Origin of the sequence: Micromonospora sp. CPCC 205554 (assembly GCF_036902745.1) — a bacterium.
Classification (GTDB): Bacteria; Actinomycetota; Actinomycetes; order Mycobacteriales; family Micromonosporaceae; genus Micromonospora; species Micromonospora tulbaghiae.
Genome location: NZ_JBAKHP010000003.1, coordinates 464,471 through 490,766, shown reverse-complemented (window position 1 = coordinate 490,766; position 26,296 = coordinate 464,471). Strand labels below are relative to the sequence as shown.

25 protein-coding genes are annotated in these 26,296 nt (G+C 73.0%); 9 read left to right on the top strand and 16 right to left on the bottom strand.

The features are described from left to right. From V6U82_RS08260 to V6U82_RS08250, 3 genes are read right to left on the bottom strand one after another with little or no spacing between them, the layout of a single operon-like run. Window positions 1-903 (bottom strand): ABC transporter permease, encoded by a 903-nt coding sequence (locus V6U82_RS08260; RefSeq protein ID WP_334460191.1) that lies wholly within the window; start codon window positions 901-903, stop codon window positions 1-3. Beyond that, window positions 900-2,057 carry an ABC transporter ATP-binding protein gene (locus V6U82_RS08255; RefSeq protein WP_334460189.1) on the bottom strand — a complete coding sequence of 386 codons (1,158 nt, stop codon included), beginning with the start codon at window positions 2,055-2,057 and terminating at the stop codon, window positions 900-902. Before V6U82_RS08255 ends, V6U82_RS08260 begins: the two co-directional genes overlap by 4 nt. Then, the gene (locus V6U82_RS08250) at window positions 2,054-3,238 is read right to left on the bottom strand and encodes a polyamine ABC transporter substrate-binding protein (RefSeq protein ID WP_128137037.1); all 1,185 of its coding nucleotides are present in this window, start codon (window positions 3,236-3,238) and stop codon (window positions 2,054-2,056) included. The genes V6U82_RS08255 and V6U82_RS08250 overlap by 4 nt, the downstream gene beginning before the upstream one ends. 205 nt (window positions 3,239-3,443) lie before the next feature. Here V6U82_RS08250 and V6U82_RS08245 point away from each other — a divergent pair, with 205 nt between their 5' ends. From V6U82_RS08245 to V6U82_RS08235, 3 genes are all read left to right on the top strand, one after another. Continuing rightward, complete coding sequence (locus V6U82_RS08245; protein WP_128137036.1) at window positions 3,444-3,956, top strand: Lrp/AsnC family transcriptional regulator; 513 nt, start codon at window positions 3,444-3,446, stop codon at window positions 3,954-3,956. A gap of 148 nt (window positions 3,957-4,104) precedes the next feature. After that, the gene (locus V6U82_RS08240) at window positions 4,105-5,451 is read left to right on the top strand and encodes an aspartate aminotransferase family protein (RefSeq protein WP_128137035.1); all 1,347 of its coding nucleotides are present in this window, start codon (window positions 4,105-4,107) and stop codon (window positions 5,449-5,451) included. A gap of 5 nt (window positions 5,452-5,456) precedes the next feature. Continuing rightward, complete coding sequence (locus V6U82_RS08235; RefSeq protein WP_334460331.1) at window positions 5,457-6,836, top strand: NAD(P)/FAD-dependent oxidoreductase; 1,380 nt, start codon at window positions 5,457-5,459, stop codon at window positions 6,834-6,836. 118 nt (window positions 6,837-6,954) lie between these two features. On the opposite strand, the gene V6U82_RS08230 is transcribed toward V6U82_RS08235, so the two are convergent. Next, a complete protein-coding gene (locus tag V6U82_RS08230; RefSeq protein ID WP_334460188.1) occupies window positions 6,955-7,329 on the bottom strand; it encodes a DUF3499 domain-containing protein in 375 nt (124 codons plus the stop codon). A 153-nt stretch (window positions 7,330-7,482) separates the two neighbouring features. On the opposite strand from V6U82_RS08230, the gene V6U82_RS08225 reads away from it, so the two are divergent. After that, window positions 7,483-7,932 carry a metallopeptidase family protein gene (locus tag V6U82_RS08225; RefSeq protein ID WP_018787548.1) on the top strand — a complete coding sequence of 150 codons (450 nt, stop codon included), beginning with the start codon at window positions 7,483-7,485 and terminating at the stop codon, window positions 7,930-7,932. 100 nt (window positions 7,933-8,032) lie between these two features. Here the strand turns inward: V6U82_RS08225 and V6U82_RS08220 are convergent, their stop codons facing one another. The 6 genes from V6U82_RS08220 to V6U82_RS08195 all read right to left on the bottom strand — a co-directional run bounded on the left by V6U82_RS08220 (window position 8,033) and on the right by V6U82_RS08195 (window position 14,600). Next, window positions 8,033-8,293, bottom strand: a complete 261-nt coding sequence (locus V6U82_RS08220) for a WhiB family transcriptional regulator (protein WP_013284161.1) — start codon at window positions 8,291-8,293, stop codon at window positions 8,033-8,035. A 460-nt stretch (window positions 8,294-8,753) separates the two neighbouring features. Then, complete coding sequence (locus V6U82_RS08215; RefSeq protein ID WP_121683624.1) at window positions 8,754-9,092, bottom strand: phospholipase; 339 nt, start codon at window positions 9,090-9,092, stop codon at window positions 8,754-8,756. A gap of 13 nt (window positions 9,093-9,105) precedes the next feature. Continuing rightward, on the bottom strand, window positions 9,106-10,503 hold the full coding sequence (locus tag V6U82_RS08210; protein ID WP_334460185.1) for a DUF4331 domain-containing protein: 1,398 nt from the start codon (window positions 10,501-10,503) through the stop codon (window positions 9,106-9,108). Between the two features lie 72 nt (window positions 10,504-10,575). Continuing rightward, entirely contained in the window at window positions 10,576-10,869 is a 294-nt protein-coding gene (locus V6U82_RS08205; protein WP_334460184.1) for a hypothetical protein, read from the bottom strand. A gap of 150 nt (window positions 10,870-11,019) precedes the next feature. Then, window positions 11,020-13,545, bottom strand: coding sequence for a bifunctional FO biosynthesis protein CofGH (locus V6U82_RS08200; RefSeq protein ID WP_334460183.1), 2,526 nt, complete (start codon window positions 13,543-13,545; stop codon window positions 11,020-11,022). 143 nt (window positions 13,546-13,688) lie between these two features. Then, window positions 13,689-14,600 carry a hypothetical protein gene (locus V6U82_RS08195; RefSeq protein ID WP_334460181.1) on the bottom strand — a complete coding sequence of 304 codons (912 nt, stop codon included), beginning with the start codon at window positions 14,598-14,600 and terminating at the stop codon, window positions 13,689-13,691. Window positions 14,601-14,699: 99 nt separating this feature from the next. On the opposite strand from V6U82_RS08195, the gene cofD reads away from it, so the two are divergent. Together cofD and V6U82_RS08185 are read left to right on the top strand one after the other, a co-directional pair. Continuing rightward, entirely contained in the window at window positions 14,700-15,647 is a 948-nt protein-coding gene (cofD, locus tag V6U82_RS08190) for a 2-phospho-L-lactate transferase (protein WP_334460180.1), read from the top strand. Beyond that, a complete protein-coding gene (locus V6U82_RS08185; RefSeq protein ID WP_334460179.1) occupies window positions 15,644-16,729 on the top strand; it encodes a coenzyme F420-0:L-glutamate ligase in 1,086 nt (361 codons plus the stop codon). The genes cofD and V6U82_RS08185 overlap by 4 nt, the downstream gene beginning before the upstream one ends. 15 nt (window positions 16,730-16,744) lie before the next feature. Here V6U82_RS08185 and V6U82_RS08180 read toward each other — a convergent pair whose 3' ends face one another. Next, window positions 16,745-17,734: an ArsR/SmtB family transcription factor gene (locus V6U82_RS08180; protein WP_334460177.1), complete on the bottom strand. Its 990-nt coding sequence runs from the start codon at window positions 17,732-17,734 to the stop codon at window positions 16,745-16,747. A gap of 244 nt (window positions 17,735-17,978) precedes the next feature. Beyond that, a complete protein-coding gene (locus V6U82_RS08175) occupies window positions 17,979-19,022 on the bottom strand; it encodes a hypothetical protein (protein WP_334460176.1) in 1,044 nt (347 codons plus the stop codon). Window positions 19,023-19,061: 39 nt separating this feature from the next. Between V6U82_RS08175 and V6U82_RS08170 the strand changes: the two genes are divergently transcribed. Continuing rightward, a complete protein-coding gene (locus V6U82_RS08170) occupies window positions 19,062-19,631 on the top strand; it encodes an NUDIX hydrolase (RefSeq protein ID WP_334460175.1) in 570 nt (189 codons plus the stop codon). Window positions 19,632-19,686: 55 nt separating this feature from the next. Here the strand turns inward: V6U82_RS08170 and V6U82_RS08165 are convergent, their stop codons facing one another. Both V6U82_RS08165 and V6U82_RS08160 read right to left on the bottom strand, forming a co-directional pair. Beyond that, window positions 19,687-20,778 (bottom strand): mannose-1-phosphate guanylyltransferase, encoded by a 1,092-nt coding sequence (locus V6U82_RS08165; RefSeq protein ID WP_334460174.1) that lies wholly within the window; start codon window positions 20,776-20,778, stop codon window positions 19,687-19,689. 64 nt (window positions 20,779-20,842) lie between these two features. Next, the gene (locus tag V6U82_RS08160) at window positions 20,843-21,988 is read right to left on the bottom strand and encodes a glycosyltransferase family 4 protein (RefSeq protein ID WP_128138382.1); all 1,146 of its coding nucleotides are present in this window, start codon (window positions 21,986-21,988) and stop codon (window positions 20,843-20,845) included. A gap of 150 nt (window positions 21,989-22,138) precedes the next feature. Between V6U82_RS08160 and V6U82_RS08155 the strand changes: the two genes are divergently transcribed. Beyond that, window positions 22,139-22,828, top strand: coding sequence for a TIGR03089 family protein (locus tag V6U82_RS08155; RefSeq protein WP_128138383.1), 690 nt, complete (start codon window positions 22,139-22,141; stop codon window positions 22,826-22,828). Window positions 22,829-22,912: 84 nt separating this feature from the next. Here the strand turns inward: V6U82_RS08155 and V6U82_RS08150 are convergent, their stop codons facing one another. Both V6U82_RS08150 and V6U82_RS08145 read right to left on the bottom strand, forming a co-directional pair. Then, window positions 22,913-24,904 (bottom strand): acetoacetate--CoA ligase, encoded by a 1,992-nt coding sequence (locus V6U82_RS08150; protein WP_334460172.1) that lies wholly within the window; start codon window positions 24,902-24,904, stop codon window positions 22,913-22,915. 153 nt (window positions 24,905-25,057) lie between these two features. Then, the gene (locus tag V6U82_RS08145; protein ID WP_128138571.1) at window positions 25,058-25,573 is read right to left on the bottom strand and encodes an acyl-CoA thioesterase; all 516 of its coding nucleotides are present in this window, start codon (window positions 25,571-25,573) and stop codon (window positions 25,058-25,060) included. A gap of 23 nt (window positions 25,574-25,596) precedes the next feature. Between V6U82_RS08145 and V6U82_RS08140 the strand changes: the two genes are divergently transcribed. Next, window positions 25,597-26,250, top strand: coding sequence for a hypothetical protein (locus V6U82_RS08140; protein WP_334460171.1), 654 nt, complete (start codon window positions 25,597-25,599; stop codon window positions 26,248-26,250). Window positions 26,251-26,296 lie beyond the last annotated feature (46 nt).

Sequence of the window (26,296 nt, the reverse complement as noted above, 5' to 3'; positions counted from 1 at the left end):
TCAGAGCACCTCCTCCGTGCCGGCCTTACGCAGGTAGACGAAGACGATCGCCAGGATCGCGGCCATCAGCAGGAACGACAGCGCCGCGCCCTGCGGATAGTCCAGCCGGACCAGGAACGCCGAGTCGATGACGTTGCCGATCATGTACTCGTTCGGCGTACCGAGCAGCTCGGCGTTGATGTAGTCACCGGTGGCCGGGATGAAGAACAGCAGCGTGCCGGCGATCAGGCCGGGCATCGACAGCGGAAGCGTCACCTTGGCGAACGCCCGCAGCGGGCTCGCGTACAGGTCGCTCGCCGCCTCCAGCAGCCGGGGATCGAGCCGCTCCAGGCTCGCGTACAGCGGCAGCACCAGGAACGGCAGGAAGTTGTACGTCAGGCCGAGCACCACGGCGATCGGCGTGGCCAGCAGCCGGCCGTCCGGGCCGAGCAGGTGCACGTCGCGCAGCAGTCCGACCAGCGCGCCGTTGTCCGACAGGATGGTCTTCCAGGCCAGCGTGCGCACCAGGAAGCTGGTGAACATCGGCGCGACCACGGCGACCAGCAGCAGGTTCTTCCACCGGCCGGCCTTCTGCGCGATCGCGTACGCCAGCGGGTAGCCCATCAGCAGCGCGAGCACCAGCGCGATGGCGGAGTAGAGGAACGACCGGGAGAACTGCGGCCAGTACGCTTGGAGCGCGTCCGGGTAGTTGCCGAACGCCCAGGTCATCGCGTACCCGGTGGAGAGCGACCCGGCCGGGTCGTAGAGGCTGGCCGAGGCGAGCTGCACCAGCGGCAGCGCGAAGAAGACGAGCAGCCAGGCCGCGCCCGGGAGCAGCAGCAGGTACGGCAGGAGGCGGCTGCGCCCGCGCCGCACCGGCGGCGGCTTCCCGTTGGAGGTCGGCACGTGGGCCAGCGCGCTCATGGCAGCGCACCCACCGGCGGCTCGTCGAGCAGCGGCGTGGTCTGGTCGTCCTCACCGGCGGCCCGGGGCAGCAGGAACGCGTGCCGCGGATCCCAGTGCGCGGTCACCGCCGTGCCGACGGCGAGCCGGCCGCCCAGCCCGCTGTTGGCGGCGAACGCGGACAGCTCGCTGCCCCACGCGGTGCGCACCAGGTACTGCGTGCTCACCCCGACGTAGGACGTGTCGGTGACGACGCCGCCGACGTGCTGGTGCCCGGCCGGCACCCGGTCCGGCCCGTCGGCCAGGTGAAGCTTCTCCGGACGTACGCCGAGGAAGGCCGGCCCGTCGGTGAGCCGGGCCCGGCCGGCGGGCACCGAGAAGCGCGCGCCGTGCGCCGTGACCAGCACGTCGTCGGCGGCGCGACCGCCGGCCTCGGCGGCGAGAAGGTTGGACTGGCCGAGGAAGTTCGCCACGAACGCGGTGGCCGGGTACTCGTAGATGTCGGCGGGCGCGCCGAGTTGCTCGATCCGGCCGGCGTTCATCACCGCGACCGTGTCGGCCATCGTCATGGCCTCCTCCTGGTCGTGGGTGACGTGCACGAACGTGATGCCCACCTCGGTCTGGATCCGCTTCAGCTCGATCTGCATCTGCCGGCGCAGCTTCAGGTCGAGCGCGCCGAGCGGCTCGTCGAGCAGCAGCACCTGCGGGTGGTTGATGAGCGCCCGGGCCAGCGCGACGCGCTGCTGCTGGCCGCCGGAGAGCTGGGCCGGGCGGCGCCGGCCGTACCCTTGGAGCTGGACCAGCGCGAGCATCCGCTCGACCTGGTCGCCCACCTTGCGGATACCGCGGCGGCGCAGCCCGAACGCCACGTTCTCGTGGATGTCCAGGTGCGGGAAGAGGGCGTAGCTCTGGAAGACGGTGTTGACCGGCCGCTTGTACGGCCGCAGCCCGGCGATGTCCTGGTCGCCGAGCAGCACCTGCCCGCTGGTGGGCTGCTCCAGCCCGGCGATCATCCGCAGCGTGGTGGTCTTGCCGCAGCCGGACGCGCCGAGCAGGGCGAAGAACGAGCCCTGCGGGACGGTGAGGGTGAGGTCGTCGACGGCGGTGAAGACGCCGAACCGCTTGGTCAGGTCGACCAGTCGCAGGTCGCCGGCCGGGGTCTGCTGCCCCTTCACGCGCCGATCACCTGCTGGAACTTGGTCTCGTACTCCTTCTCCTGCGCTTCGTCGAGCGCCATGAAGACCTTGGCCTTGGACAGCATCGCGTCGTCCGGGAAGATCAGCGGGTTGGTGGCCAGATCCGGGTCGATCTTCTCCATCTCGGCCTGCGCGCCCTGCACCGGACAGATGTAGTTGACGTACGCGGCCAGCTTCGCGGCCACCGCCGGGTCGTAGTAGTGGTTCATCAACGCCTCGGCGTTGGCCTTGTGGGTGGCCTTGTTCGGCACCAGCATGTTGTCCGACCAGAGCATCACGCCGGACTCGGGCACCACGAACTTGATCTTCTCGTCCTCGAAACCGAGCTGCACCACGTCGCCGGACCAGCCGATGCACGCGGCGATGTCGCCCTTCGCCAGGTCGGGCGCGTAGTCGTTGCCGGTGAACCGCCGGATCTGCTTGCTGTCCACGGCCTTCTTGAGCTTGTTCAGCGCGTCGTCGAACTGGGCGGCGGTGAACTCGGCCGGGTCGTGGCCGAGCGACTGGAGCAGCAGGCCGATGGTGTCGCGCATCTCCGACAGCACCGTCACCTTGCCCTTGAGATCGGGGCGGGTGAGCAGCTCGTCGACGGTGCGGATCTCCTTGGTGACCTTCGCGTTGTACGCGAGCCCGGCCAGACCGGACTGCCACGGGACCGCGAGCTGGGTCTCGGCGTCGAAGGAGCGTCCGCGCAGCGACGACAGCAGGTTCGCCTCGACGTTGGGCATCTTCGACTTGTCCAGCTTCTGCACCCAGCCGAGGCGGATCATCCGGGCGGCCATCCAGTCGGTGAGCACCATGATGTCCCGCCCGGTGCTCTGACATCCGGCGAGCTGGTTGCGGACCTTGCCGAAGAACTCGTTGTTGTCGTTGACGTCCTCGGTGTACGTCACCTGGATGCCGGAGGCGGCCACGAACGCGTCGAGCGTGGGGCGCTTGGACTCGTCCTTCTCGTCGGTGTCCATGTACTGCGGCCAGTTCGAGAAGGCGACCTTCTTCTCGGTGGCGGACAGATCCTCGCTCTTGCAGCCGGCTTCGGTCTGCTGGGCGCCCTTGGTCCCGCAGCCGGCCAGGGTGCCCGCGGTGGCGAGCAGCGCGGCCGAGCCGACGGTCCCGGTGAGCAGACCACGCCGGGTGAGGGTCCGGAGGGGACTACGCATGTGACGACTCCTTGGGGGGCATCGTCGGCGGCGGGACGGGGGCGGCGCGCCGGCGGGAGGGTCAGTGGCGATGGACGACTGATCCTGACATGAGAAAACCTCTCTCACAAGGGATTCCGTTGCCGGAATAGCCAGTCGCCACGAAATACGCCAGACTGCGCGGGGCACTACGCTCAACACGGAGATTCGGACACGAGGAGCGTCGATGGTCAACCGGCACCAGGAGAGCGGGAACGGCACCCGCCGGGTCACCGTGCGTGATGGGGCCAATCACGCTCTGCTCGACGACGTGGCCAAGCAGATCATCGAGCAGCTCCAGGAGGACGGGCGCCGCCCGTACGCGAGCATCGGCAAGGCGGTCGGCCTCTCCGAGGCGGCGGTACGCCAGCGGGTGCAGCGACTGCTCGACGCGGGCGTCATGCAGATCGTCGCGGTCACCGACCCGCTCCAGCTCGGCTTCCCCCGCCAGGCCATGATCGGGCTGCGCACCGACGGCGACCTGGAACCGGTCGCGGACCGGCTGGCCGAGTTCGAGGAGATCGACTACGTGGTGATCACCGCCGGCTCGTTCGACCTGCTGGCCGAGGTGGTCTGCCGCAACGACGCGCACCTGCTGGAGATCCTCCAGAAGCTGCGCGGCGTCCCCGGAGTGCTCTCCACCGAGGCGTTCGTCTACCTGAAGCTGCGCAAGCAGACCTACAGCTGGGGTACCGCCTGATGCGGATTCCGTTGACCGCGCAGTGATACAGCGCTGAATCCGTCGCGATGAAGCTTGTTCGCTTGCCTTATCGGCATCGCCTGTGGGATAACCGTGGGCAGAGCGGCCGGTGTCACCCCTGACCGGCCCGAGACCCGATGGGGCTGACATGGCCAACGCCACCGACCATCTCTGGATGCACTTCACCCGCATGGCGAGCTACCCCGCCGGCGAGGTTCCGACAATCGTCCGGGGCGAGGGCGCGTACGTCTGGGACGCCCAGGGCCGCCGCTACCTGGACGGGCTGGCCGGGCTGTTCGTCGTCAACGCCGGCCACGGCCGTACCGAGCTGGCCGAGGCCGCCGCCAAGCAGGCCGGCGAGCTGGCCTACTTCCCGCTCTGGTCGTACGCCCACCCGAAGGCCGTCGAGCTGGCCGAGAAGATCGCCACGCTCACGCCCGGCGACCTGAACCGGGTCTTCTTCACCACCGGCGGCTCCGAGGCCGTCGAGGCGGCGTGGAAGCTGGCCCGGGCCTACTTCAAGCGCACCGGCAAGCCCACCAAGCACAAGGTGGTCAGCCGCTACATCGCCTACCACGGCACCTCGATGGGCGCGCTGTCGATCACCGGCCTGCCCGGCATCAAGACCGACTTCGAGCCGCTGGTGCCCGGCGGCATCAAGGTGCCGAACACCAACTTCTACCGGGCCCCCGAGCACGGCGACGACGCCGAGGCGTTCGGCCGCTGGGCCGCCGAGGAGATCGGCCGGGCGATCGAGCGGGAGGGGCCGGAGACGGTCGCCGCCGTCTTCCTGGAGCCGGTGCAGAACTCCGGCGGCTGCTTCCCGCCGCCGCCCGGCTACTTCGAGCGGGTACGCGAGATCTGCGACGCGTACGACGTGCTGCTGGTCAGCGACGAGGTGATCTGCTCCTGGGGCCGGCTCGGCGAGTACTTCGGCGCCGTCCGCTACGGCTACCAGCCGGACATCATCACCACCGCCAAGGGCATCACCTCCGGCTACGCCCCGCTCGGCGCGATGATCGCCAGTGAGCGGCTGATGGAGCCGTTCCTCACCGAGACCGGCATGTTCGCGCACGGCGTGACGTTCGGCGGCCACCCGGTCTCCTGCGCGGTCGCGCTGGCCAACCTGGAGGTGTTCGCCCGGGAGGACCTGATCGGGCACGTCCGGGCCAACGAGGGCGCGTTCCGGTCCACCCTGGAGAAGCTGCACGACCTGCCGATCGTCGGCGACGTCCGGGGCGACGGCTACTTCTACGGCATCGAGCTGGTCAAGGACAAGACGACCCGGGAGACGTTCGACGAGGCCGAGTCCGAGCGGCTGCTGCGCGGCTTCCTGTCCACCGCGCTGTTCGACGCCGGGCTCTACTGCCGGGCCGACGACCGGGGCGACCCGGTGGTGCAGCTCGCCCCGCCGCTGATCGCCGACCAGCAGCACTTCGACGAGATCGAGCAGATCCTGCGCGCGGTGCTGACCGAGGCGTGGTCCCGGCTCTGACGCCGATGACCGACTACCGGCATCTGTCGTACTGGCTGTCCGGCCTGGACGAGCCGCTGACACCGCGACCCGGGTTGCCCGGCGACACGGACGCCGACGTGGCGATCGTGGGCGCCGGGTACACCGGGCTGTGGACGGCCTGGTACCTGGCCGAGGCCGATCCCACGTTGCGCGTCGTCGTCCTGGAGCGGGAGATCGCCGGGTACGGCGCATCAGGGCGCAACGGCGGGTGGTGCTCGGCGCTGTTCCCCACCTCGCTGCCGGCGCTGGCCCGCCGGCACGGCCGGGACCGGGCACTGGCCATGCAGCGGGCCATGCACGACACCGTCGGCGAGGTGGGGCGCGTGGCCGCCGCCGAGGGCATCGACTGCGACTGGCGGGCCGGGGGCACCGTGACGCTCGCCCGCGGCGAAGCCCAGCTCCAGCGGGCCCGGGCCGAGGTCGCCCAGGCCCACGCGCACGGGCTCACCGACGCAGACCTGACGCTGCTCGACGCCGGCGAGGCCGCCGAACGCTGCGACGCCGAGGGGGTACGCGGCGGCACGTACACCCCGCACTGCGCCGCCGTACACCCGGCGAAGCTGGTCCGGGGCCTGGCCCGGGCGGTGGAGCACCGGGGCGTACGCATCCACGAGCGCACAGCGGTGACCGCGCTGCGGCCCGGCGCGGCGGTGACGGCGGCGGGCGTGGTCCGGGCGCCGGTGGTGGTCCGCGCGACCGAGGGCTACACGCCGGGGCTGCCCGGCCGGCGGCGTGCGGTGGCACCGGTCTACTCGCTGATGGTGGCCACCCCGCCGCTGCCCGAGGAGACGTGGGCGCGGATCGGGCTGGCGGAGCGGGAGACGTTCTCCGACTACCGGCACGTCATCGTGTACGGCCAGCGCACCGCCGACGGCCGGCTCGCGTTCGGCGGGCGGGGCGCGCCCTACCACTACGCCTCCCGGGTGCGGCCGGGCTTCGACCGGGAGCCCCGGGTGTTCACGGCGCTGCGCCGGGCGCTCGGGGAAATGTTCCCGGTGCTCGGACCGGACGTGCCGGTGACGCACGCCTGGGGCGGGCCGCTGGGAGTGGCCCGGGACTGGTCCGCGTCGGTGGGGCTGGACCGGCGCACCGGGCTGGCCTGGGCGGGCGGCTACGTCGGTGACGGCGTCGGCACCAGCAACCTCGCCGGGCGTACGCTCGCCGACCTGATCCGGGGCGTGGACAGCGACCTCACGGCGCTGCCCTGGGTCGGGCACCGCTCCCCCGAGTGGGAACCGGAGCCGCTGCGCTGGCTGGCGATGAACGCCGGCCTGAAGATCATGTCCTCAGCCGACCGCACCGAGCACCGCACGTCTCGCCCGTCCCGCCGAGCCGCCCTCTTCACCCACTTCCTGGGCCACTGACCACTCTCCACCCACCCCGTTGATCATGAAGTTGGCGGCGCTCAGGGAGATCGAAAACGCCGTCAACTTCATGATCGACCGAGCGAGCCGCGGGCGCGGGCGCGGGCGCGGGCGGCGGTCAGTGGTGGGGTGGGATCACCCGCAGGTGGCCCCGGCGGCCCTGCTGGGGGGTCTGGTGGGGCTTGGTGGTGGGTTCGTCCTCCGGAGGACGGGGCGGGGCCGGGCGGGCCGCCTCGCGTACCGCCTCGGCCAGCGCCACCAGGTCGTCGGTGGTGGGCGGCGGCGGCTCGAACTCGCCCTCGTGCCGCACCACGTCCCAGCCGCGCGGGGCGGTCAGGCTACGGGCGTGCGGCTCACACAGGTCGTACGTGTGCGGTTCGGCGAACGCCGCGAGCGGGCCCACCACCGCCGTCGACTCGTTGTAGACATAGGTCAATGTGGCGACCGCTTGCCGGGGGCAGCCGTTACGGGAGCAGCGCCGTGGTGACCTCACGGCGGCAGGGTATCCCCATTACCGGGTCCGGCGCACCGCTTCGCGTTACGACACGCCCGTCATGGTGATCACAATTCCTCCGACCGGCGCACCGGCACGCCGGACGGCCGCACGACAGCGGGTGGACCGCCGACCCGGGCTACCCTGTGCGTCATGACGAGCCCCCAGAACCGCCGCCCCGGCTCCGGCCGGCGCACCCACCGTGACCGGCACGGTCGTGGGCTGCGCGGGCGGCTGGTGCCGGCCACGGTGCCGCTGGCGCGGACGAAGGCCGAGGTCTTCGACGATCTGGTGCTCGACACCGTGGAGACGCTCGAACGCCGGTTCGCCAAGGAGTTGGCCGGGGTGGAGTTCGCGGTCGAGGACGTCCCGCCGGACCTGAACGTCTACGACTCGGACGTGCTGGAGGACGGCGAGGTGCCGCTCGCCCGGCTGCTGCCCGGGCGGCCCGGCCGCCAGGAGGTGCCGCCACGGATCGTGCTCTACCGGCGGCCGCTGGAGTTCCGCGCGATGGACCGCGAGGACCTCGCCGACCTGGTGCACGACGTGATCATCGAGCAGGTGGCGAATCTGCTCGGGGTCGACCCGGACGAGCTTGCCTGACCGGTTCGGCCGGACAGGACGCCGCCACCCGGCCGGACGCACCGGCCGGACGGCGACCCGGGTCCGGGCGGCCCCCACCGCCCGCGGACCCGTACGTGGATCAGGCGGCGACCCGCCGCTTGAGCTTGCGCCGCTCCCGCTCGGAGAGGCCACCCCAGATCCCGAACCGCTCGTCGTGGCCGAGCGCGTACTCCAGGCATTCCGTCTTCACTTCGCACCGCGAGCAGATGCGCTTCGCCTCGCGGGTCGAGCCGCCCTTCTCGGGAAAGAACGCCTCCGGGTCGGTCTGCGAGCAGAGCGCCCGCTCCTGCCACTCCGGCGCGTTCCCGAGCAGGTCGGCCACCTCGAGCTGGCCGTCCATCGATTGCCTCCTTGTCGCGCACCGGCGTCATTCGCCGCTGCAACCCCCCACGCGAAAGGCGTGCCTGTCCGTACGGTCACCATTTGTTGCGTTCCGTGCGAACAACCCCATTCAAATTACACGCGTGTAATGCGTGCGCCGTCAAGCCAAACTTGATAATGGAGTCGCCCTCCCGACACGTCCGGGACGACCGCCGCGGTCGCCCGTAGCCTCGCAACCTGCCCTATCGATTCAGACCCCGGACGAGTAACGCCCTCCCCGGCGAGTTGCCGGAAGTTTTCTGCCGTGGCGCATCGCCGACAGGCCGGCCGGACGCCCCCGCCGGCCGCTCGTACCAAGATCAGAATTGGTGGGGCAAAGGGTAACCCGCTTCCCGCGGTACCGCCCGTCGAGCGGTCCAACGCCGACCGCGCCCCGTCCATCATGTGGACGGGGCGCGGGTTCCGGCGCGACTGACGGCTCAGTCCAAGCGGGCTGGTGAGCTGGTGGGCCAGACGAATTCGGCGACCGACCCGCCGGTGACCGAGATCGCGCCGGCGGACGTACTCTCGTCCCACCAGACGGTATAAACGCCGGCCTCCAGATCAGGGTAGACGGCACTGTGGAACACCCCGTCCCGGACGTGCCGCTCGCGTACTGCGGAGTGGGTCCGCGGGCCGTCGAGGTCCACGCGGCTGATCTCGATCTCCCGGCCGTGCAGGTCGCGCCCGGTGTGGATGATCAGTGCGCCCCGGTCGCCGCCGAGGTCGAGCACGACGCTGCCGACCTCCGACGGGCCGAGATCGTGATGGTGTGACATCGGCCGCCTCCCGTCAGGACTTCTTCGCCTGCGGGTTGCCGAACCCGTCGTACGGCGTGCCGAGGAACGGGAAGTCGGCCAGGAACGGCGCCGTCACGTCGGCCGCGCTCAGCCCCGGCGTCACCGCCGCGGCGGCGGCGTCCGGCCGGAACGTCTTGTCGACGAGCGGCACGGTCAGCCCGGCGATGGCGCGCAGCGCGATCGTCACCACGTCGTCGGCGACGCGGCGGCCGTTGGGGAAGCCGGCCAGGTCGCCGCCGAGCACGCCGAACCGGTCCGGCCTGGGGTTGGGCCGGATCGCGGTGTTCAGCCGCAGCATGTCCGCCTGGACGTCGCCGGTGGTGTTGGCGAAGCCGTCGATCAGTCCGGCCGGGACGCCGGTGAGCAGGATGGCCACCAGGTCGGCACGCGGCTTCTTGGACTTGTTCAACGCGTCCAGGTTGGGGAACACGCCCGGGTAGAGCGTGGGCAGCAGGGCGGCCAGCTCGGGCCGCTCGACGAACCCGGCGAACCGCTTGTCCTCCGACGGCGGCAGCGTGTTCCAGACGTCCTTCCTGGACATCGGCACGATGACCTCGTTGAACAACGGGTTTCCGAGCCGCGACACCTGGGTGAAGGGCCCGGCGGCGGTGTCGGCGGCGACCCGGTCCCCGAGCACCCGCACCTGCTGGCGGGACGCGCTGGTCCAGACCCCGATCGTCGAGGCGCGGTCGGCGTAGCCGTAGCGGGCCGCCTTGCGGCGTACCTGGTTCAGCGGCACCTGCACGGCGAGGCTGTGCACGTTGAGCCGGTCCAGCGCGTTCACCGGCTCGCCCTCGGTCCGGAACAGCTTCTTGCCGGCGACGTGCAGCTGCTGGAACGGCCGCAGCGTACCCAGGTCGAACACCGCGCCCAGGTCGACGAAGAAACCGTCGGCCCGTTGCCCCGCGAACACCTTCTCGCCGGTGGACAGCTTGAACGTCGCCTGCCGGACCAGGTTCTGGTAGTTCGGCGTGGACAGCGGCCCGACGTTGCACGGCGGGCAGGGCAGTTTGTGCGCCAGGACACGGGCGCGGCCGTCCGCGATCCGGGTCAGCCGGTAGAACTGCCGCCGGTTCCAGTTCTTGCTCTCCAGCGACTCGATCGGGCCGGTGTTGTAGAGAAAACTGTTTTGGTTCGTGATCTCGGTAGTGAATTCGAAACGATAGGTGACGTCCGGATAACCGTCCCCATCGTTGTCGATGTGAATCTCGTACCGGACGTCGTCACCGAACTCGAAGAAGTTCGGGCCGCCGGAGGGAAGCTGCACCGGCACGTAGTTGGCGATCAACGTGACCGTGTCCGGCTGGCTCGGTGTGACGAACGCGTACAGGTCGGAACTGTCGGCGACCGGATCCTTGGCGATCTCCGGGGCCTCGCGGTGAGAGGACATGGCGGACGCACCTTCGTCGGGGGAACGGAAAGCGGAACCGGCGCCGGGAGCCCGCGCCGGCGGAGGGTGGGATCAGCGCCGGCCGGCGGCGCGCACCAGGCGGTCGGCCAGGCCGCGGTCGCGTACCTCGACCCGGGTGGTGCCGACGAAGACGTCCATGACGCCGGTGGCGGCGTCACGGAGGTGGACCACGATCGGCTCGTCGCGCCGGCCCGCCGTGGGGGCGTTCTGCGCGGCGGACAGGCCCGGCACGGTGAGGGCGGCGGCGCCCAGTGTCGCGCTCGCCGCGGCGGTGAGCGTCTGCCTGCGGGTCAACCGCGGCCAGGTCCGCCGTTTCGGCGCGTCGGTGGTCTCGTCAGTGCTCATCGGCAGCCTTTCCGGACCGGCGCCGCAGCGCCGCAGCGGGCCGGGCGCCCGGACGCCGCCGGACCCCGGTTCAGGGTCACCGGCGGCGGTCCTCGCCGAAACCGCCGCCGGCATCCACAGGTACGGCGTGCGGCCGGGAAAGGTTCGACCTCAGGCGCGGGCGTGACCGTACGCGGTCGTCCGCTTGCGGAACGGCCGCCCGGCGGCGGTGGCGATCGCCCGCAACTGCTCCTCGGTCCGGGCCGAGCCGTTGCCCGAGCCGGCCATCCGGGAGATCGTCTCCTCCATCAGCGTGCCGCCGAGGTCGTTGCAGCCGCCGCGCAGCATCTCCGCGGTGCCCGCGTCGCCGAGCTTCACCCAGGAGCACTGGATGTTGTCGATCCGGCCGTGCAGCAGCAGCCGGGCCATCGCGTGCACCGCCCGGTTCTCCCGCCAGGTCGGACCCGGGCGGGCGATGCCGGCCAGGTAGATCGGCGCGTTGGTGTGCACGAACGGCAGCGCCACGAACTCGGTGAAGCCGCCGGTACGGTCCTGCACGCCGGCCAGCACCCGGAAGTGGGCGAGCCACTGGCCCGGGTGGTCCACGTGGCCGTACATCATCGTGGAGCTGGACCGGATGCCCAGCTCGTGGGCCGTGCTCACCACGTCGACCCAGGCGGCGGCCGGCAGTTTGCCCTTGGTGAGCACCCAGCGCACGTCGTCGTCGAGGATCTCGGCGGCGGTGCCCGGGATGGTGTCCAGCCCGGCCTCGCGGAGCTGGAGCAGCCACTCCCGCACCGGCACGCCGGCCTTCGCCGCGGCCGTGACGATCTCCATCGGGGAGAACGCGTGCACGTGCATGTCCGGCACCCGCGCCTTGATCGCGCGGACGATGTCGGCGTAGCCGGTCACCGGCATCTTCGGGTCGATGCCGCCCTGGAGGCAGACCTCGGTCGCACCGGCCGTCCACGCCTCCTCGGCCCGGTCGGCCACCTGCGAAAGCGAGAGCCGGAACGCGTCTGCGTCGCTCTCCCGCTGGGCGAACGCGCAGAACCGGCAGCCCACGTAGCAGACGTTCGTGAAATTGATGTTGCGGTTGACCACGTAGGTCACGTCGTCGCCGACCGCGTCCCGGCGCGCGTCGTCGGCCAGCCGGCACAGCTCGTCGAGCGCCGGGCCGTCCGCGCCGAACAGCGCCAGCGCCTTGGCCTCGTGCGCCGGCGTCAGCAGAGCGGCCGGGTCGTCGGCGGCCAGCCGCAGGCCCGCGCGCAGGTCCGCGTCCGCGCCACCACCCAGGGGTACGCCCGCGCGCGCCTCCGGCGCCACCTTGCCGGCCACCTCGGCCCAGTCGCCGTAGACGCTGTCGAAGTCGCCCCGCCGGTCGTCGGTACGGCCGGTGACGTCGATGGTGACGTGCAGGTCGGTGCGGCCGCCGTAGACCTCCTCCGGCTCCTGCCACGGCCGCCCCACCGGGCGGGCCGCCTCGACCGCGAGCCCGGTGGCCGGGTCGGCGAGCGCTGTCACGTGCGGCAGCAGGCGCGGGTCCAGCCACGGCTCGCCCGCCCGCACGTACTCCGGGTAGACCGTCAGCCGCTCGCGCAGCGTGAACCCGGCACTCGCGGTACGGGCGGCCAGATCGTCGAGGTGCGGCCAGGGCCGCTCCGGGTTGACGTGGTCGGGCGTGACCGGGGAGACGCCGCCCCAGTCGTCGATGCCGGCGCGCAGCAGCAGGTCGTACTCGCCCGCGATGAGGTTCGGCGGCGCCTGGATGCGGGCCTTCGGACCGAGCAGCACCCGGGCCACCGCCACCGTGGCGGCCAGGTCGTGCAGCTCCGCGTCGGGCATGCCGCGCATCGCGGTGTCCGGCTTGGCGCGGAAGTTCTGCACGATCACCTCCTGGAGGTGGCCGTACTCCCGCATCGCCCGGCGGATCGCGAAGATCGCGTCGACCCGCTCGGCCCGGTTCTCGCCGATGCCGATCAGGATGCCGGTGGTGAACGGCACCCCGACCCGGCCGGCGTCGTCGAGCACCCGCAGGCGTACCGCGGGTTCCTTGTCCGGCGAGCCGTAGTGCGGGCCGCCCGGTTCCGACCAGAGCCGGGTGGCGGTGGTCTCCAGCATCATGCCCATGCTCGGCGCGACCGGCTTGAGCCGCTGCAACTCCGACCAGGTGAGCACGCCCGGGTTGAGGTGGGGCAGCAGGCCGGTCTCCTCCAGCACCGCCACCGCGCAGGCGCGCAGGTAGTCCAGCGTCGAGTCGTACCCCCGCTCGTCCAGCCAGAGGCGGGCGGCCGGCCACCGCTCCTCGGGCCGGTCGCCGAGCGTGAACAGCGCCTCCTTGCAGCCCTGCGCGGCGCCCTCGCGGGCGATCGCCAGCACCTCGTCGCGTTCCAGGTAGGCGGCGGGCAGCCGGTGCGGCACTGTGGCGAACGTGCAGTAGTGGCAGCGGTCCCGGCAGAGCCGGGTCAGCGGGATGAAGACCTTCTTCGAGTACGTCACCACGCCCGGCCGCCCGGCGTCGCGCAGCCCGGCGTCGCGGATGTCGGAGGCGATCCGGAGCAGGTCGTCGAGCATCGGCCCGCGAGCGGCGAGCAGCGCGCTCGCCTCGCCGGCGTCGAGCGCCCGGCCGGTGGCGGCCCGCCCCAGTGCCCGCCGGATGCTCGCCTCGGTCGGTTCGGGGTCGCTGCGATCAACCATCCGCCCAGCCTAAGCGCTGCCGGAGCGCCGGATGCCCGCCCCCGGCCACGGTCCGGGCAACGGGACGGCGCGGGCGGGCCGCGGCACAGCGACGGACCCGAGGTGGCGGCGGGCGACGACGTCCCGTCGCCCGCCGCCGGGGTTCAGCGGGGCTGGTTCGGGTCCTCGCGGTCGAACCGCTGGGTGCGCTCGTCGTCGGCGGCGGGCGACGGCGCGCCCGGCTCGGCGGACTGGCGCGGGATCGCCTGCGTCGGGTCGGCCGACGGCGGCTGGCCGAACGGCGGCGCGGGCTGCGGCGAGCCGTACTGCGGCGCCTGCTGCGGACCGGCGAACGGGACGCCGGACTGCGGGGCGTGCGGCGGGGCCGTGTTGAACGGCGGTGCCGACTGCGGCTGGCCGTACGGGCCGGGCTGCTGCGGCCAGCCGGGCGGGGGCGAGCCGGCCTGCGGGTAGCCCTGGCCCGGCTGCTGCGGGTAGCCGCCCGGACCGGGGTAGCCACCGGGCTGACCCGGCTGCTGCGGCCAGCCGGGCTGGGCCTGGCCGTACACGCCGGGCTGCGCCTTGGGCTTCGGCACGTAGTAGAGCGTGCGCCAGATCTTGAACACCACGAACGCGGCGACCGCGAAGATCGCGAGCCAGGCCGCGCGGGTCAGCAGGCCGAGGAACGCGTCCAGCACCTCACCGTCGGCGAGCCGCCCGACCAGCCAGATCAGGAACGTCAGCGCGCCGAACACGGCGGACACGGCGTACTCGACCAGCGCCACCTGCGTGATCAGCTTGGCCTTCGGCACGACCGGGAGGATCACGGTGGCGATCAGGACCGCGAGCACCGGCAGGACCGTCGACTCCAGGCCGATGAAGGTGAAGTACGTGCTTCCGGCCCGGCCGCTGAACGTGCTGTAGTCGTCGACCGGCACCAGCAGGCGCAGCAGGCCGACGAAGAGCAGCACGGCGTTGGCGCCGAGAAGGACGAGCGCGGCCAGTTCGCGCAACGGCTTGATCAACTGGCTGGCCTGCGTGGCGTCGCCGGACGCGGGCTCGGCGGGGCTGGTCACGGACTCCCCCAGGGGACGAAAGCGGACAGTTGCCGAAGTGAGCGTAGTCTCTCCGGCCACCGGACGATCGACGGCGGCGCGTGCGGAAGGATGGACGCCATGCGCATCGTGGTACTGACCGGCGGCATCGGGGGCGCCCGTTTCCTGCTCGGCGTGCGGGCGTACGCCCGCGAGGTGGGCGCCGAGGTGACCGCCGTGGTCAACGTCGGCGACGATCTGCTGTTGCACGGGCTGAAGGTCTGCCCCGATCTGGACAGCGTGCTCTACACGCTCGGCGGCGGCGCCGACCCGGAGCGTGGCTGGGGCCGGGCGGGCGAGACCTGGACGGTGAAGAACGAGCTGGCCGCGTACGGCGCGGAGCCGAGCTGGTTCGGCCTGGGCGACAAGGACGTCGCCACCCACCTGGTGCGCACCCAGATGATCAACGCCGGCTACCCGCTGTCCCAGGTCACCGAGGCGCTGGCGGCCCGCTGGCAGCCGGGCGTACGGCTGCTGCCCGCCACCGACGACCGCCTGGAGACCCACGCCGTCGTCACCGACGAGCAGGGCCGGCGGGCGATCCACTTCCAGGAGTGGTGGGTCCGCCATCGGGCGGACGTACCCACCGACCGGTTCGTCTTCGTCGGCGCCGACGCGGCGAAGCCCGCGCCCGGCGTGGTCGAGGCCCTCGCCGCCGCGGACGTGGTGCTGATCGCGCCGAGCAACCCGGTGGTGAGCATCGCCCCGGTGCTGGCCGTGCCCGGTCTGCGCGACGCGGTGACCGGCGGCCCGGCCCCGGTGATCGGGGTGTCGCCGATCATCGGCCGCGCGCCGGTGCGCGGCATGGCCGACCGCTGCCTCGCCGTGCTCGGCGTGGAGTGCAGCGCGGCCGGCGTGGGCGGCCTCTACGGTGCCCGGTCGGCGGGCGGGCTGCTCGACGGCTGGCTGGTCGCGCCGGAGGACGAGGACGCCGTGGTGCCGGACGTGACCGTCCGCGCGGCGCCGCTGCGGATGACCGACGAGGCGGCGACCGCCGCGATGGTGCGCGCCGCGCTGGAGTTGATGTGAGGCTGGAGATCCTGCCGGTGCCGGGCATCGGCGACGTGACCGAGGGCGACGACCTGGCGGCGCTGATCGCCGGTGCGGCGCCCTGGCTGCGCGACCACGACGTGCTGGTGGTGACCAGCAAGATCGTGTCGAAGGCCGAGGGCCGGCTGGTCGACGTGCCGGCCGACGGCCCGGAACGGCTCGCCGAGCGGGACCGGATCCTGGCCGGGGAGACCGCCCGGGTGGTGGCGACCCGCGGCGCGACCCGGATCGTGCAGACCCACCACGGGTTCGTGATGGCCTCCGCCGGCATCGACGCCTCGAACGTGGACAAGACCCGGCTGGTGCTGCTGCCGGTCGACCCGGACGCCTCCGCCCGGGCACTGCGCGCCGACTTGCGCGACCGGTACGGCCTCGACGTCGCCGTGATCGTCAGCGACACCATGGGCCGTCCGTGGCGCAACGGGCTCACCGATGTGGCGCTCGGGGTGGCCGGCATGCCGGCGATCCGCGACCACCGGGGCGAGGTCGACCCGTACGGCAACGAGCTGTTCGTCACCCAGATGGCGGTGGTCGACGAACTCGCCGCCGCCGGTGAGCTGATCAAGGGCAAGTGCGACCAGGTGCCGGTCGCGGTGATCCGGGGTTACCTCGCCGCCACCCGGGACGACGACGAGGGCGCCCGCACGCTCGTCCGCGACGCCTCGATGGACCTGTTCTCGCTCGGTACGGCCGAGGCGCGCGCCGCCGGTCTGCGGGCGGCGGCGACGCTGGCGGACCGGACGGGCCCCGAGCCCGCCGACCCGGCCGCGGTGCGGCGGGCGATCGACGCGGTCGCCGACGTGGTCGCCCCGGGCACCGTGTTCACCCACGTCACCGACGACGAGGTACGCGCCGGACTCACCGCCACGGTGCCCGGCTGGCCCGCCTCGGCCACCGGCCTGCTGCTCGGCGCGGCGCCCACCCCGGTCGACCGGGCGGACCTGGTCCGGTTCGGCGCGGACCTGCAACGCCTGCGCGCCGCGCTGGCCGCGGAGGGGGTCGACTCGACGTTGCTTCCGCCCCCGTCCGGCAGCGCCGCGAGCGCCACGCTGGCGCTCTGACCCGGCGGGCGACGCTCAGGCGTCGAGGACGGCCCGGCCCAGCGGGGTCAGCGTGTGCAGGACGGTGTTGCGGTCGCGCTGGCTGACCAGCAGCCCCGCGTTGCGCAGCACAGTGGTGTGCTGGCTGGCCGCGGCGGCGGAGATGCGCAACCGGCGTGCCATCTCGCCGGTGGTGCAGCCCTCGTCGGCGGCCTGGAGCACCCGGGAGCGGGTGCGGCCGAGCAGGGCGGCGAGCGCCTCGCCCTGCGGTGACGCGGCGGCGCCGGACGCGGGCGTCAGGCCGGCCAGCCGGTCGACCGGGTAGACCAGCACCGGGGGCAGGGTCGGGTCGACGAGCGCCACCGGGGTACGCGAGCAGAAGAACGACGGCACGAGCAGCAACCCGCGGCCGTCCAGGTGCAGTTCCCGGGTGTCCGGGTAGTCGAGCACCTCCAGCACGCCCGAGACCCAGCGCATGTTCGGCCGCAGGCTGGCCAGGAGCCCTTCGGCGCCGCCGTCGAGCATGGCACGGGCACGCCGGGCCCGGTCCGCCTCGACCGCCGCCTGCACCCGGGACCAGTACGGCGTGACCGCCAGCGACTGGTAGCGCGTCATGGCGTCGGTGAGGTGGTGCAGCGTCGCCGGTTCGCCACGGGCGAGCGCGGTGGCCGACGACGGCAGTGTGGTCTCCCCGGCGAGCAGCGTCAGGTCGCGGCGCAGCATGTCCACAGGGGTGCCCCGGACCGCGTCCAGCCCGGCCTGGAAGCCCTCCCGGCTGGCGAACGGGGTGAGGAAGTCGGGGAAGTAGCCACGCGGCGGGTTGAGCGCGAGCAGCAGGCGGTACTGCTCGGCGTCGGTGTCGGTCCGCAGGCCGTGCGCCACGGTGCGCCGCCACGTGGTCATCATCGGATCCCGGCTGCGGCCCTGGAGCAGGTGCAGGCTGAGGACCAGTTCCCAGAGCGGATCCGCGGCCGGGGCGACCCGGGTCCGCAGGACGTCCTCGCCCGAGAAAATGATCTTCAACATGGGTTGCTGCTCCCGTGCGGACGGCGGGGGTGCCCGCCACACCTCGCACTCTACCCGCCGGTACTAATCTCCATCTTTAAGCGTCAGGTGAAAAACCTCGACGCTGGGCGGGCGGGTTCGGCAAACTCTCTGTTGCCCGCCGACGCCGGGGCGCAATGTCGACCCGGACGCCGGCTGACGGGCGTGGCCGGGTGGCACCACGAGGGTCTGCGACATCGTCGCAGGGGTGCTGCCCGGCCCTCGCTCATCCGATCCAGAGCGCGACCCGATGGTCCTCGTCGGTGACGTAGTAGCAGCGTCCCGCCAGCTCGGCCAGCCCCTCCACGTGATGGAACGGCGCCAGCTCCGCGACCACCTCCCCGGCAACCAGCGCGGCCCCGCCCGCATCGTGCCGGAACCGCACGTGCCGGGAGGTCACCTCGCCGCCGTGCGGGTGGTCGTCCAGCAGCACCGAACCCTTGCCCAGCGCGTCGATCGACCCGGTCACCGCCGCGTAGCCGCCGTCGCCGGTCGGGGTGATCGCGCGGAAGCCCGCCAGCGCCCCGGGCGGCGTCACACCGGTGAGCGCGTACGCCCCGAGCCCCAGCAGGTCGCCCGGCCGCTCCGGGGCGTCGAACATCTCCGGTACGCCGGCCAGCTCGACGTAGACCGGCTCCCCCTCGGCGGTCACCGGGAAACGCAGACCCAGCAGCGCCGTACCGGCCGGGGTGAACGCCGCCGCCTCGACGTTGATCGGCAGGTCGTCCGCGGCCAGCCGGGTCACCCAGCCCTTGGCACGGGCGGTGCCCCGGGCCAGCGTCTCCACGATGAACCGCTGCCGGACCCGGTCACCGGGCGGCAGCAGCGTCAGCGGAGCGGCGGCGAGCGCGTCGTTCACCGCCCGGTGCAGCCGGAAGCGGTTGCGCACCACGCGTACCGGCAGCGGCCCGGCCACCGCGTCGTCCTCCCGGAACCGGGCCACGAACGCGCGCCGGGGCCGCAGCGGACCGCCCTTGGACCCGAAGTGCGAGCCGAAGACGTACACCCAGCCGTCGTGGTGGGCCAGCGCCTCGCCGTCCTCGGTACGGCCGTTCTCCCGGCCGGCGTCGGCGGGCACGTGGTGCGCCACCCACTCGCCGTCGTCACGTTCCAGCAGCAGCGCCAGGCACTGCTCGACCGGCCCCTCGTCCAGCACCGTCCAGAAGCCGCGGCGCGCGCCGTGCGCCCGCAGCAGCGCGGCCGACCGCACCGGCAGGAGGTCGCTCGCCTCGTTGCCGGCCACCAGGAACTCGACGAGTCGCAGGGTCACCGCGCCAGGGTACGGAGGCGGCGCTCGTAGAGTGTCCGGGTGCCCGATCTCATCCCGTACACCGAGTTGCACGCCGACGCCGTCGCGACGCTGAGCCGCTGGACGGCGACCGGCCCCGCCGCCGACGCGGCCCGGGACCGGACGCTGGCGCTGCTGGCCGACGGACCGGTGGCGATGAGCCGGACGCACCGGGCCGGGCACGTCACGGCGAGCGCGCTGGTGCTCGACCCGGACGGCCGGGTGCTGCTCTGCCTGCACGGCAAGATCCGCAGGTGGGTGCAGCTCGGCGGGCACTGCGAGCCCGGCGACCGGACGCTGGTGGCCGCCGCGCTGCGCGAGGCCACCGAGGAGTCCGGCATCAGCGGCCTGACCGTCGAGCCGGAGCCGATCGACGTGGACATCCACCAGGTCGCCTGCCAGGGCGGGTCGTTCCACTACGACGTCCGGTACGCCGTCCTGGCCCCGGCCGGGGCGGTCGAGCGGGTCAGCGCGGAGTCCGAGGCGCTCGGCTGGTTCCCGCCGGACCGGCTGCCCGAGCCGCTCGCCCACGCCACCGCTCAGCTCGTGCCGCCGGCGCTCGCGGTGCTGGCCCGCCACGCCGGCGGCTGACCGGCGCTGCCACGCCACGCCGCCGGACGCGTCCCCACTCCGGCGGCCAGGCGGATCAGACCAGGCCCTCCTCGCCGCGTTCCTTCAGCTCGTCCACGATCTTCTTCACGTCCTGCGCGCGACCCCGGGGGCAGACCAGCAGCGCGTCCGGGGTGTCCACGACGATCAGGTCGTGCACCCCGACGGTGGCCACGAGCCGGCCGGAGTGCGGCACCACCACGGTGCCGGTGGTGTCGTGCAGCAGCACGCCCGGCTTCGAGTCGCCGCCCAGCACCACGTTGCCCGCGCCGTCGGCGGGCAGCACCTCGCCGAGCGTGTGGAAGTCGCCCACGTCGTTCCAGCCGAAGTCACCGGGCACCGTACCCACCCGGCCGGCCGTCGCCGCGCCCTCCATCACCGCGTAGTCGACCGAGATCCGGGGCAGCGTCGGCCAGATCCGGCCGAGCACGTCGTCCTGCTCCGGCGTGCCCCAGGCCGCCGCGATCGCGATGATCCCGGCGTGCAGCTCGGGCTGCTGGCGGGCCAGCTCGGACAGGAAGACGTCCACCCGCCAGACGAACATGCTGGCGTTCCAGAGGTGCCGGCCGGAGCGGACGTACACCTCGGCCACCTCGGCGGCCGGCTTCTCCTTGAACTCGCGTACCGGGCGCAGCGGGCCGTCCCCCACCGGGTCGCCGGTCTCCAGGTAGCCGTAGCCGGTCTCCGGCCGCGTCGGGGTGATGCCCACCGTCATCAGCAGCCCCTGCTCCGCCCCCCGGATGGCCTGCCGTACCACCTCCGCCAGCCGAGCCGGGTCACCGATCAGGTGGTCGGCGGCGAACGAGCCCATCACCGCGTCCGGGGTCCGGGCGGCGATCACCGCGGCGGCCAGCGCGATCGCGGCGCAGGAGTCCCGCGGCGACGGCTCGACCAGGATGTTCTCCTCCGGCAGGCCGGCCAGTTGCCGAGCCACCGCCGCGGCGTGCGCGGCCCCGGTGACCACGAGCGTGCGCTCCGGAGTGGTCAACGGCGACAACCGGTCGACAGTGGCCTGCAGCAGCGAGGCGGGAGTGCCGGTCAGCGGGTGGAGGAATTTGGGATGGCCGGCACGGGACAACGGCCACAACCTCGTGCCGCTGCCGCCCGCCGGGATGACGGCGTAGAACATCAGCACATCATGCCCGAAGCGGGCGAGCCGTCACGGTCGGTCGCCCGGGACCGGCAGCCGGCGCTCAGGACCGGGCCCGTCGCCACGCCGCGATGTGGACCTCCGCGCTGGACTCCCAGGTGAACTCCTTGGCCCGATCGAACCCGGCCTTGGCCAGGGACAGCCGCCGCTGCTCGTCGTCCAGCAGGGCACCGAGGTCGGTGGCGATCTGGTCCGGGTCCTCGCTGGTGTAGGCCACCGCGTCGCCGCCCACCTCGGGCAGGGACAGGCGCGGCGTGGTGAGCACCGGGGCGGCGCACGCCATCGCCTCCAGGATCGGCAGGCCGAAGCCCTCGCCGTAGGACGGATATGCGGCCACCAGCGCGCCGCCGAGGAAGCCGGGCAGGTCGGCGTAGCGCAGGTAACCCGGGCGCAGCAGCCGCAGGTGCGACGGGACCTCGGCCACCGCGCGGTCGATGTCGTCGTCGTGCCCCTGGCCGCCGGCCACCACCAGCGCGGGCGGGTTCGGCCGGTCGGCCACCGCCCGGGCCCAGCCGCGGATCAGGTTGGGTACGTTCTTGCGCGGCTCCTTGGCCCCGAGGAACGCGATGTAGCTGCTGTCGCCGAGACCCAGGCGGGCCCGGACACGTGCCTTCTCCTCGTCGCCCGGCGCGTGGAACGCGTCCTGGTCGACGCCGTGGTAGGCGACGTCGATCCGGGTCGGGTCGGCGTCCAGCAGCCGGATCAGCTCGTCGCGGGTGGCCTTGCTCGGCACGATCACCCGGCCGGCCCGGCGCAGCGAGGTCTTGATCGCGCTGCGGAAGAACGTCCGGCGCGACTTGTCGTAGTGCTCCGGCTCGGTGAAGAACGTCGCGTCGTGCACGGTGACCGTCACCGGACAACCGGCCCGCAGCGGGCAGGTGTAGAACGGCGAGTGCAGCACCTCGGCGCCGACCTGCTGGGCCAGCAGCGGCAGGCCGGTCTGCTCCCAGGCCAGCCGCGCCGGCCGGTGCGCCACCGCCGCCGGGGCGGGGATCACCTCGGCGCCGGGCAGCATCCGGGTGTAGCGCTCCAGGTCGGTGCGGAGGCTGACCACGGCCAGGTCGACGCTGGTGCCGCAGACCCGGCCCAGCGCGCCGAGCAGTCCGTCGACGTATCTACCGACGCCGCCACGGTCGGCGGGGACACTCGTGGCGTCGATGAGAACGCGGGGCGGGCGACCGGCGGTCACGGGGCGACTCCTCAGGTGGCGCAGTTGTGGGGAAGAACACTCTCGGCAAGCCTACGCCGGGCCGGGCGGAAGGTGCTGACCGCGACCCGACGGTACGCCGACTTGTCGTTGTCATCGAGTACGCACACGGGGCGCGTATCGTTCGCGCCGATGGCCGACAACATTGCCCGGGTGTTCGCCGACGCGATCGCGCCCGACCCCACCCGACCGCTGCTGACCTGGTACGACGACGCCACCGGCGAGCGCACCGAACTGTCCGGGGCGACGCTCGCGAACTGGGTGGCGAAAACCGCGAACCTGCTCACCGACGAGGCGGGCGCCGGACCCGGCGACGCGGCCGGGGTGCTGCTGCCGCCGCACTGGCAGACCGCCGCCGTGCTGCTCGGCTGCTGGTCGGCGAAGCTGACGGTGACCGGCACGCCGGGCCCGGTGGAGGCGCTGTTCGTGGCCGTCGACCGGGTGGACGAGGCGGCCGGGTGGGCGGCCGGCGAGCGGTACGCGCTGGCGCTCGACCCGTTCGCGCTGCCGATGCGGCAGGTGCCGGCGGGCTGCACCGACTTCGTCTCGGCGGTACGCGGACACGGCGACCACTTCACGCCGTACCCGGCCGCCGGGGACGGGGACGCGGCGCTGCTGGCCCGCGCGGCGGCCCGCGCCACCGAGCTGGGCCTGACCCAGGGCGACCGCCTCCTGGTGGACGTGACCGCCCACCCCGACCCGGTCGACTGGCTGCTCACCCCGCTCACCGCGGGAGCCAGCGTGGTCGCGTGCGCCCACCCCGACCCGACCCGCCTCGCCGCCCGCGCCGAAACCGAGAAGACCACGCACACCCTGGCCTGAGCCCGCCACCTCTCCCGTCGATCTTGCACTTTCGGTCCTCGGCGCGGGGTATTCGCCCCTTTCGCCGGGGCGGAAAGTGCAAGATCAGCGAGGGGAGACAGGGCTGTCGGTGGTGGCGCGGCGCTGGGCCAGGGCGGCGAACGCCGTCAGGGACTCGGGATTGGCGAGGGCGCCCTTGGCCGCCGCGCTGTCCACCGGGGTGCCCGTCAGGATCTTCTTGACCGGCACCTCCAGCTTCTTCGCGCTCAGCGTGCGGGGCACGGCCCGGACCTGGTGGATCTCGTCCGGCACGTGCCGTGGCGACAGGGCGGTACGCAGCTCCCGGCAGATCTTCCCTCGCATGTCGTCGTCGAGTTCCAGGCCCTCGGCGAGCACCACGAACAGCAGCAGCTCGCCCGCGCCGCCCTCGTCGTCCTCCAGGTGCACGACCACCGAGTCGACCACCTCGTCCAGGCCCTCGACCACGGAGTAGAACTCGGCGGTGCCCAGCCGTACGCCGCCCCGGTTGAGCGTGGCGTCGGACCGGCCGGTGATCACGCAGCCGCCGCGCTCGTTCACAGTGATCCAGTCGCCGTGGCGCCACACGCCGGGATAGACCTCGAAGTACGCCTCCCGGTAGCGCGCGCCGTCCGGGTCGTTCCAGAACCCGACCGGCATGCTCGGCATCGGCTCGGTGATCACCAGCTCGCCGAGCTGCCCGATCACGGCGCTGCCGTCGGCGGAGCGGGCCTCCACCTTCGCGCCGAGCGCCCGGCAGGCGATCTCCCCGGCGTACACCGGCAGCAGCGGCACGCCGCCGACGAAGCCGGTGCACACGTCGGTGCCGCCGGACAGCGACTGGAGCTGGAGGCGGTCGCTGACGTTCTCGTACACCCAGGTGAAGCCCTCGGCCGGCAGCGGCGCGCCGGTCGAGCCGAGGCCGCGCACCGCGGACAGGTCGGCGATCTCGCGCGGCACCAGACCGGCCTTGCGGCAGGCCAGCAGGAACGGCGCGGACGTGCCGAAGTACGTGGTGCCGGTCTCGGCGGCCAGCCGCCACAGCGCGCCCAGGTCGGGGTGACCCGGGTTGCCGTCGAACAGCACGATCGCCGCGCCCACCGCCGGGCCGGAGACCAGGAAGTTCCACATCATCCAGCCGGTCGTGGTGAACCACAGGAACCGGTCGGACGGGCCCAGGTCGTGGTGCAGCGCCAGCATCTTGAGGTGTTCCAGCAGGATGCCGCCGTGACCGTGCACGATCGGCTTGGGCAGGCCGGTGGTGCCGGAGGAATAGAGCACGTACAGCGGGTGGTCGAAGGCCACCGGGGTGAACGTCAGCGGCTCGTCGGTGTCGGCCGCCAGCTCCGCCCACGGCAGCGCGCCGTCGGGGGCCGGGCCGTCCGGATCGAGGTACGCGACGGCGACCGTGTGCCGCAGCGACGGCAGCGCGGCCCGGATCGCGGCGACCTCGGCGCGCCGGTCGACCGGCTTGTCGCCGTACCGGTAGCCGTCGACGGCGACCAGCACCGTGGGCTCGATCTGCTGCCAGCGGTCGGTGACGCTGCGGGTGCCGAACTCGGGCGCGCAGGAGGAGAAGATCGCGCCGAGGCTGGCGGTGGCGAGCAGCAGCACGTACGTCTCGGGGATGTTCGGCGCGTACGCGGCCACCCGGTCCCCCGGTCCCACGCCGAGGCGGCGCAGCCCGGCGGCCACCCGGCGGACCCGCTCGCGCAGCCCGGCCGCGGTGAGCGTCTCCGGTGTGCGGGTCTGCCCGTGCGCGATCACCGCCGGGTCGTCGTCGCCCAGTCCCGGCATCCGCAGCACGTTCTCGGCGTAGTTGAGCGTCGCGCCGGGGAACCAGCGGGTGCCGGGCATGGCCCGGCCGGTGAGGGTGGCGCTCGGCGGGGTGTGCGCGACGACGTCGAACCAGTCCCAGATCGAGCGCCAGAACGCGTCCAGGTCGGTCACCGACCACTGCCACAGCGCGTCGTAGTCGGCGAACTCCAGCCCGCGGTGCTCGGCCAGCCAGCGCAGGTAGTCACCGATCCGGGACCGCTCCCGCACGTCCGCCGGCGGCGTCCACAGCACGTCAGCCACTGTTCCACCCTCCCCTGGGCCCGCCACGACGGTGTGCCGGGGCCGTGGCGCCATCTTGCCCTACCTCGTGCCGCCATTGTCCGCGCCGGGTGCGCCGTACGGGGCGTGCCCCGCCCACACCCCGCGCCCCGGGCCGGTGTGGGCGGGCACCGGTCAGCCGGCCCGGTGGGCCTGGATCGCGCGGCGCCGGGCGAGCCGGTGCGCGCGCCGGATCTCGGCCTCCCGGAAGCGGCGCTCGTCCTCCGGTGTCTCGGGCAGCACCGGGCGGACCGGGCGCGGCGCGCCGCCCACGTCGACGCCCACGAAGACCAGGTACGCGGTGGCGACCCGCACCGGCTCCTCCTCGGCCGAGTCCCAGCGCTCGGCGACCACCCTCACCCCGACCTCCATCGAGGTCTGGCCGGTCCAGTTGATCTGCGCGTGGGCGTGCACGAGATCGCCCACCCGGACCGGCTCGGAGAAGACGATCTCATCGATGGAGGCGGTCACCGCGGTGCCGCCGCTGTGCCGCGCCGCCGCCGCGCCCGCGACGTCGTCCACGAATTTCATGAGTACCCCACCGTGCACGGTCCCGTACAGATTGACATCGACCGCGGTCATGATGCGACTGAGCGTGACGCGGGAGTACGAGGTGGGCTTACCCGGCGGGACCGCGGGATGATCTGTCATGCCGAAAACGGTACGGTGCGCGGATGCGACATCTCTGGAGCTTCCTCGCCGGGTTGGCGGTGGCGCCCGTCACCTGGGTGCTCGTCACGCTCGGTCAGGACGGATCTGAGCGGACCGTCGACCGCTGGGTGGAGATCGGGACGTACAGCACGCCGAACCTGATCGAGCCGGCCGTCTATCTGGGCGTCGCCGGCATCCTGCTCGGCCTGCTCGGCACGTTGCGTTTCTCGCCCTTCGGCCCGCTGGTGGCCGGCCTGCTGCTCGCGGTCCCGTACCTCGGGCTGTTCGTCGCGCCGTTCAGCGTGCGGGACCGGGTGCCGGACGACCTGAAGCTGCTCGGTGACCCGCTGCCGCTGCGCGACCCGCTCGACAACGGCACGCTGTTCCTCATCGGCGTGCTGCTGCTGATGGCCGTGTTCAGCACGAGCCGCTGGCGGCGCCCCGCCACACCCCCGACGGCCGAGGCGGAGCTGACCCCGGCCGCCACACCGGTGGAGCACAAGCCGGCGCTCACCGACTGGCCCCCGGCGCCGGCGAAGGACCCGGACACGCCGCCGCTCACGCTGGCGTACCCGGAGCCCCCCACCGAACCCCTGCCCCGCCGCACCGGCGGCGAGTCGCCGTGGTCCGCGCCCCCGCGCGGCGCCGGCCGGCCGGAGGGCACCGAGAACCGTTGAACGAGCGCGGGCGGGCCGGTACGCAACCGGCCCGCCCGCCCGAACG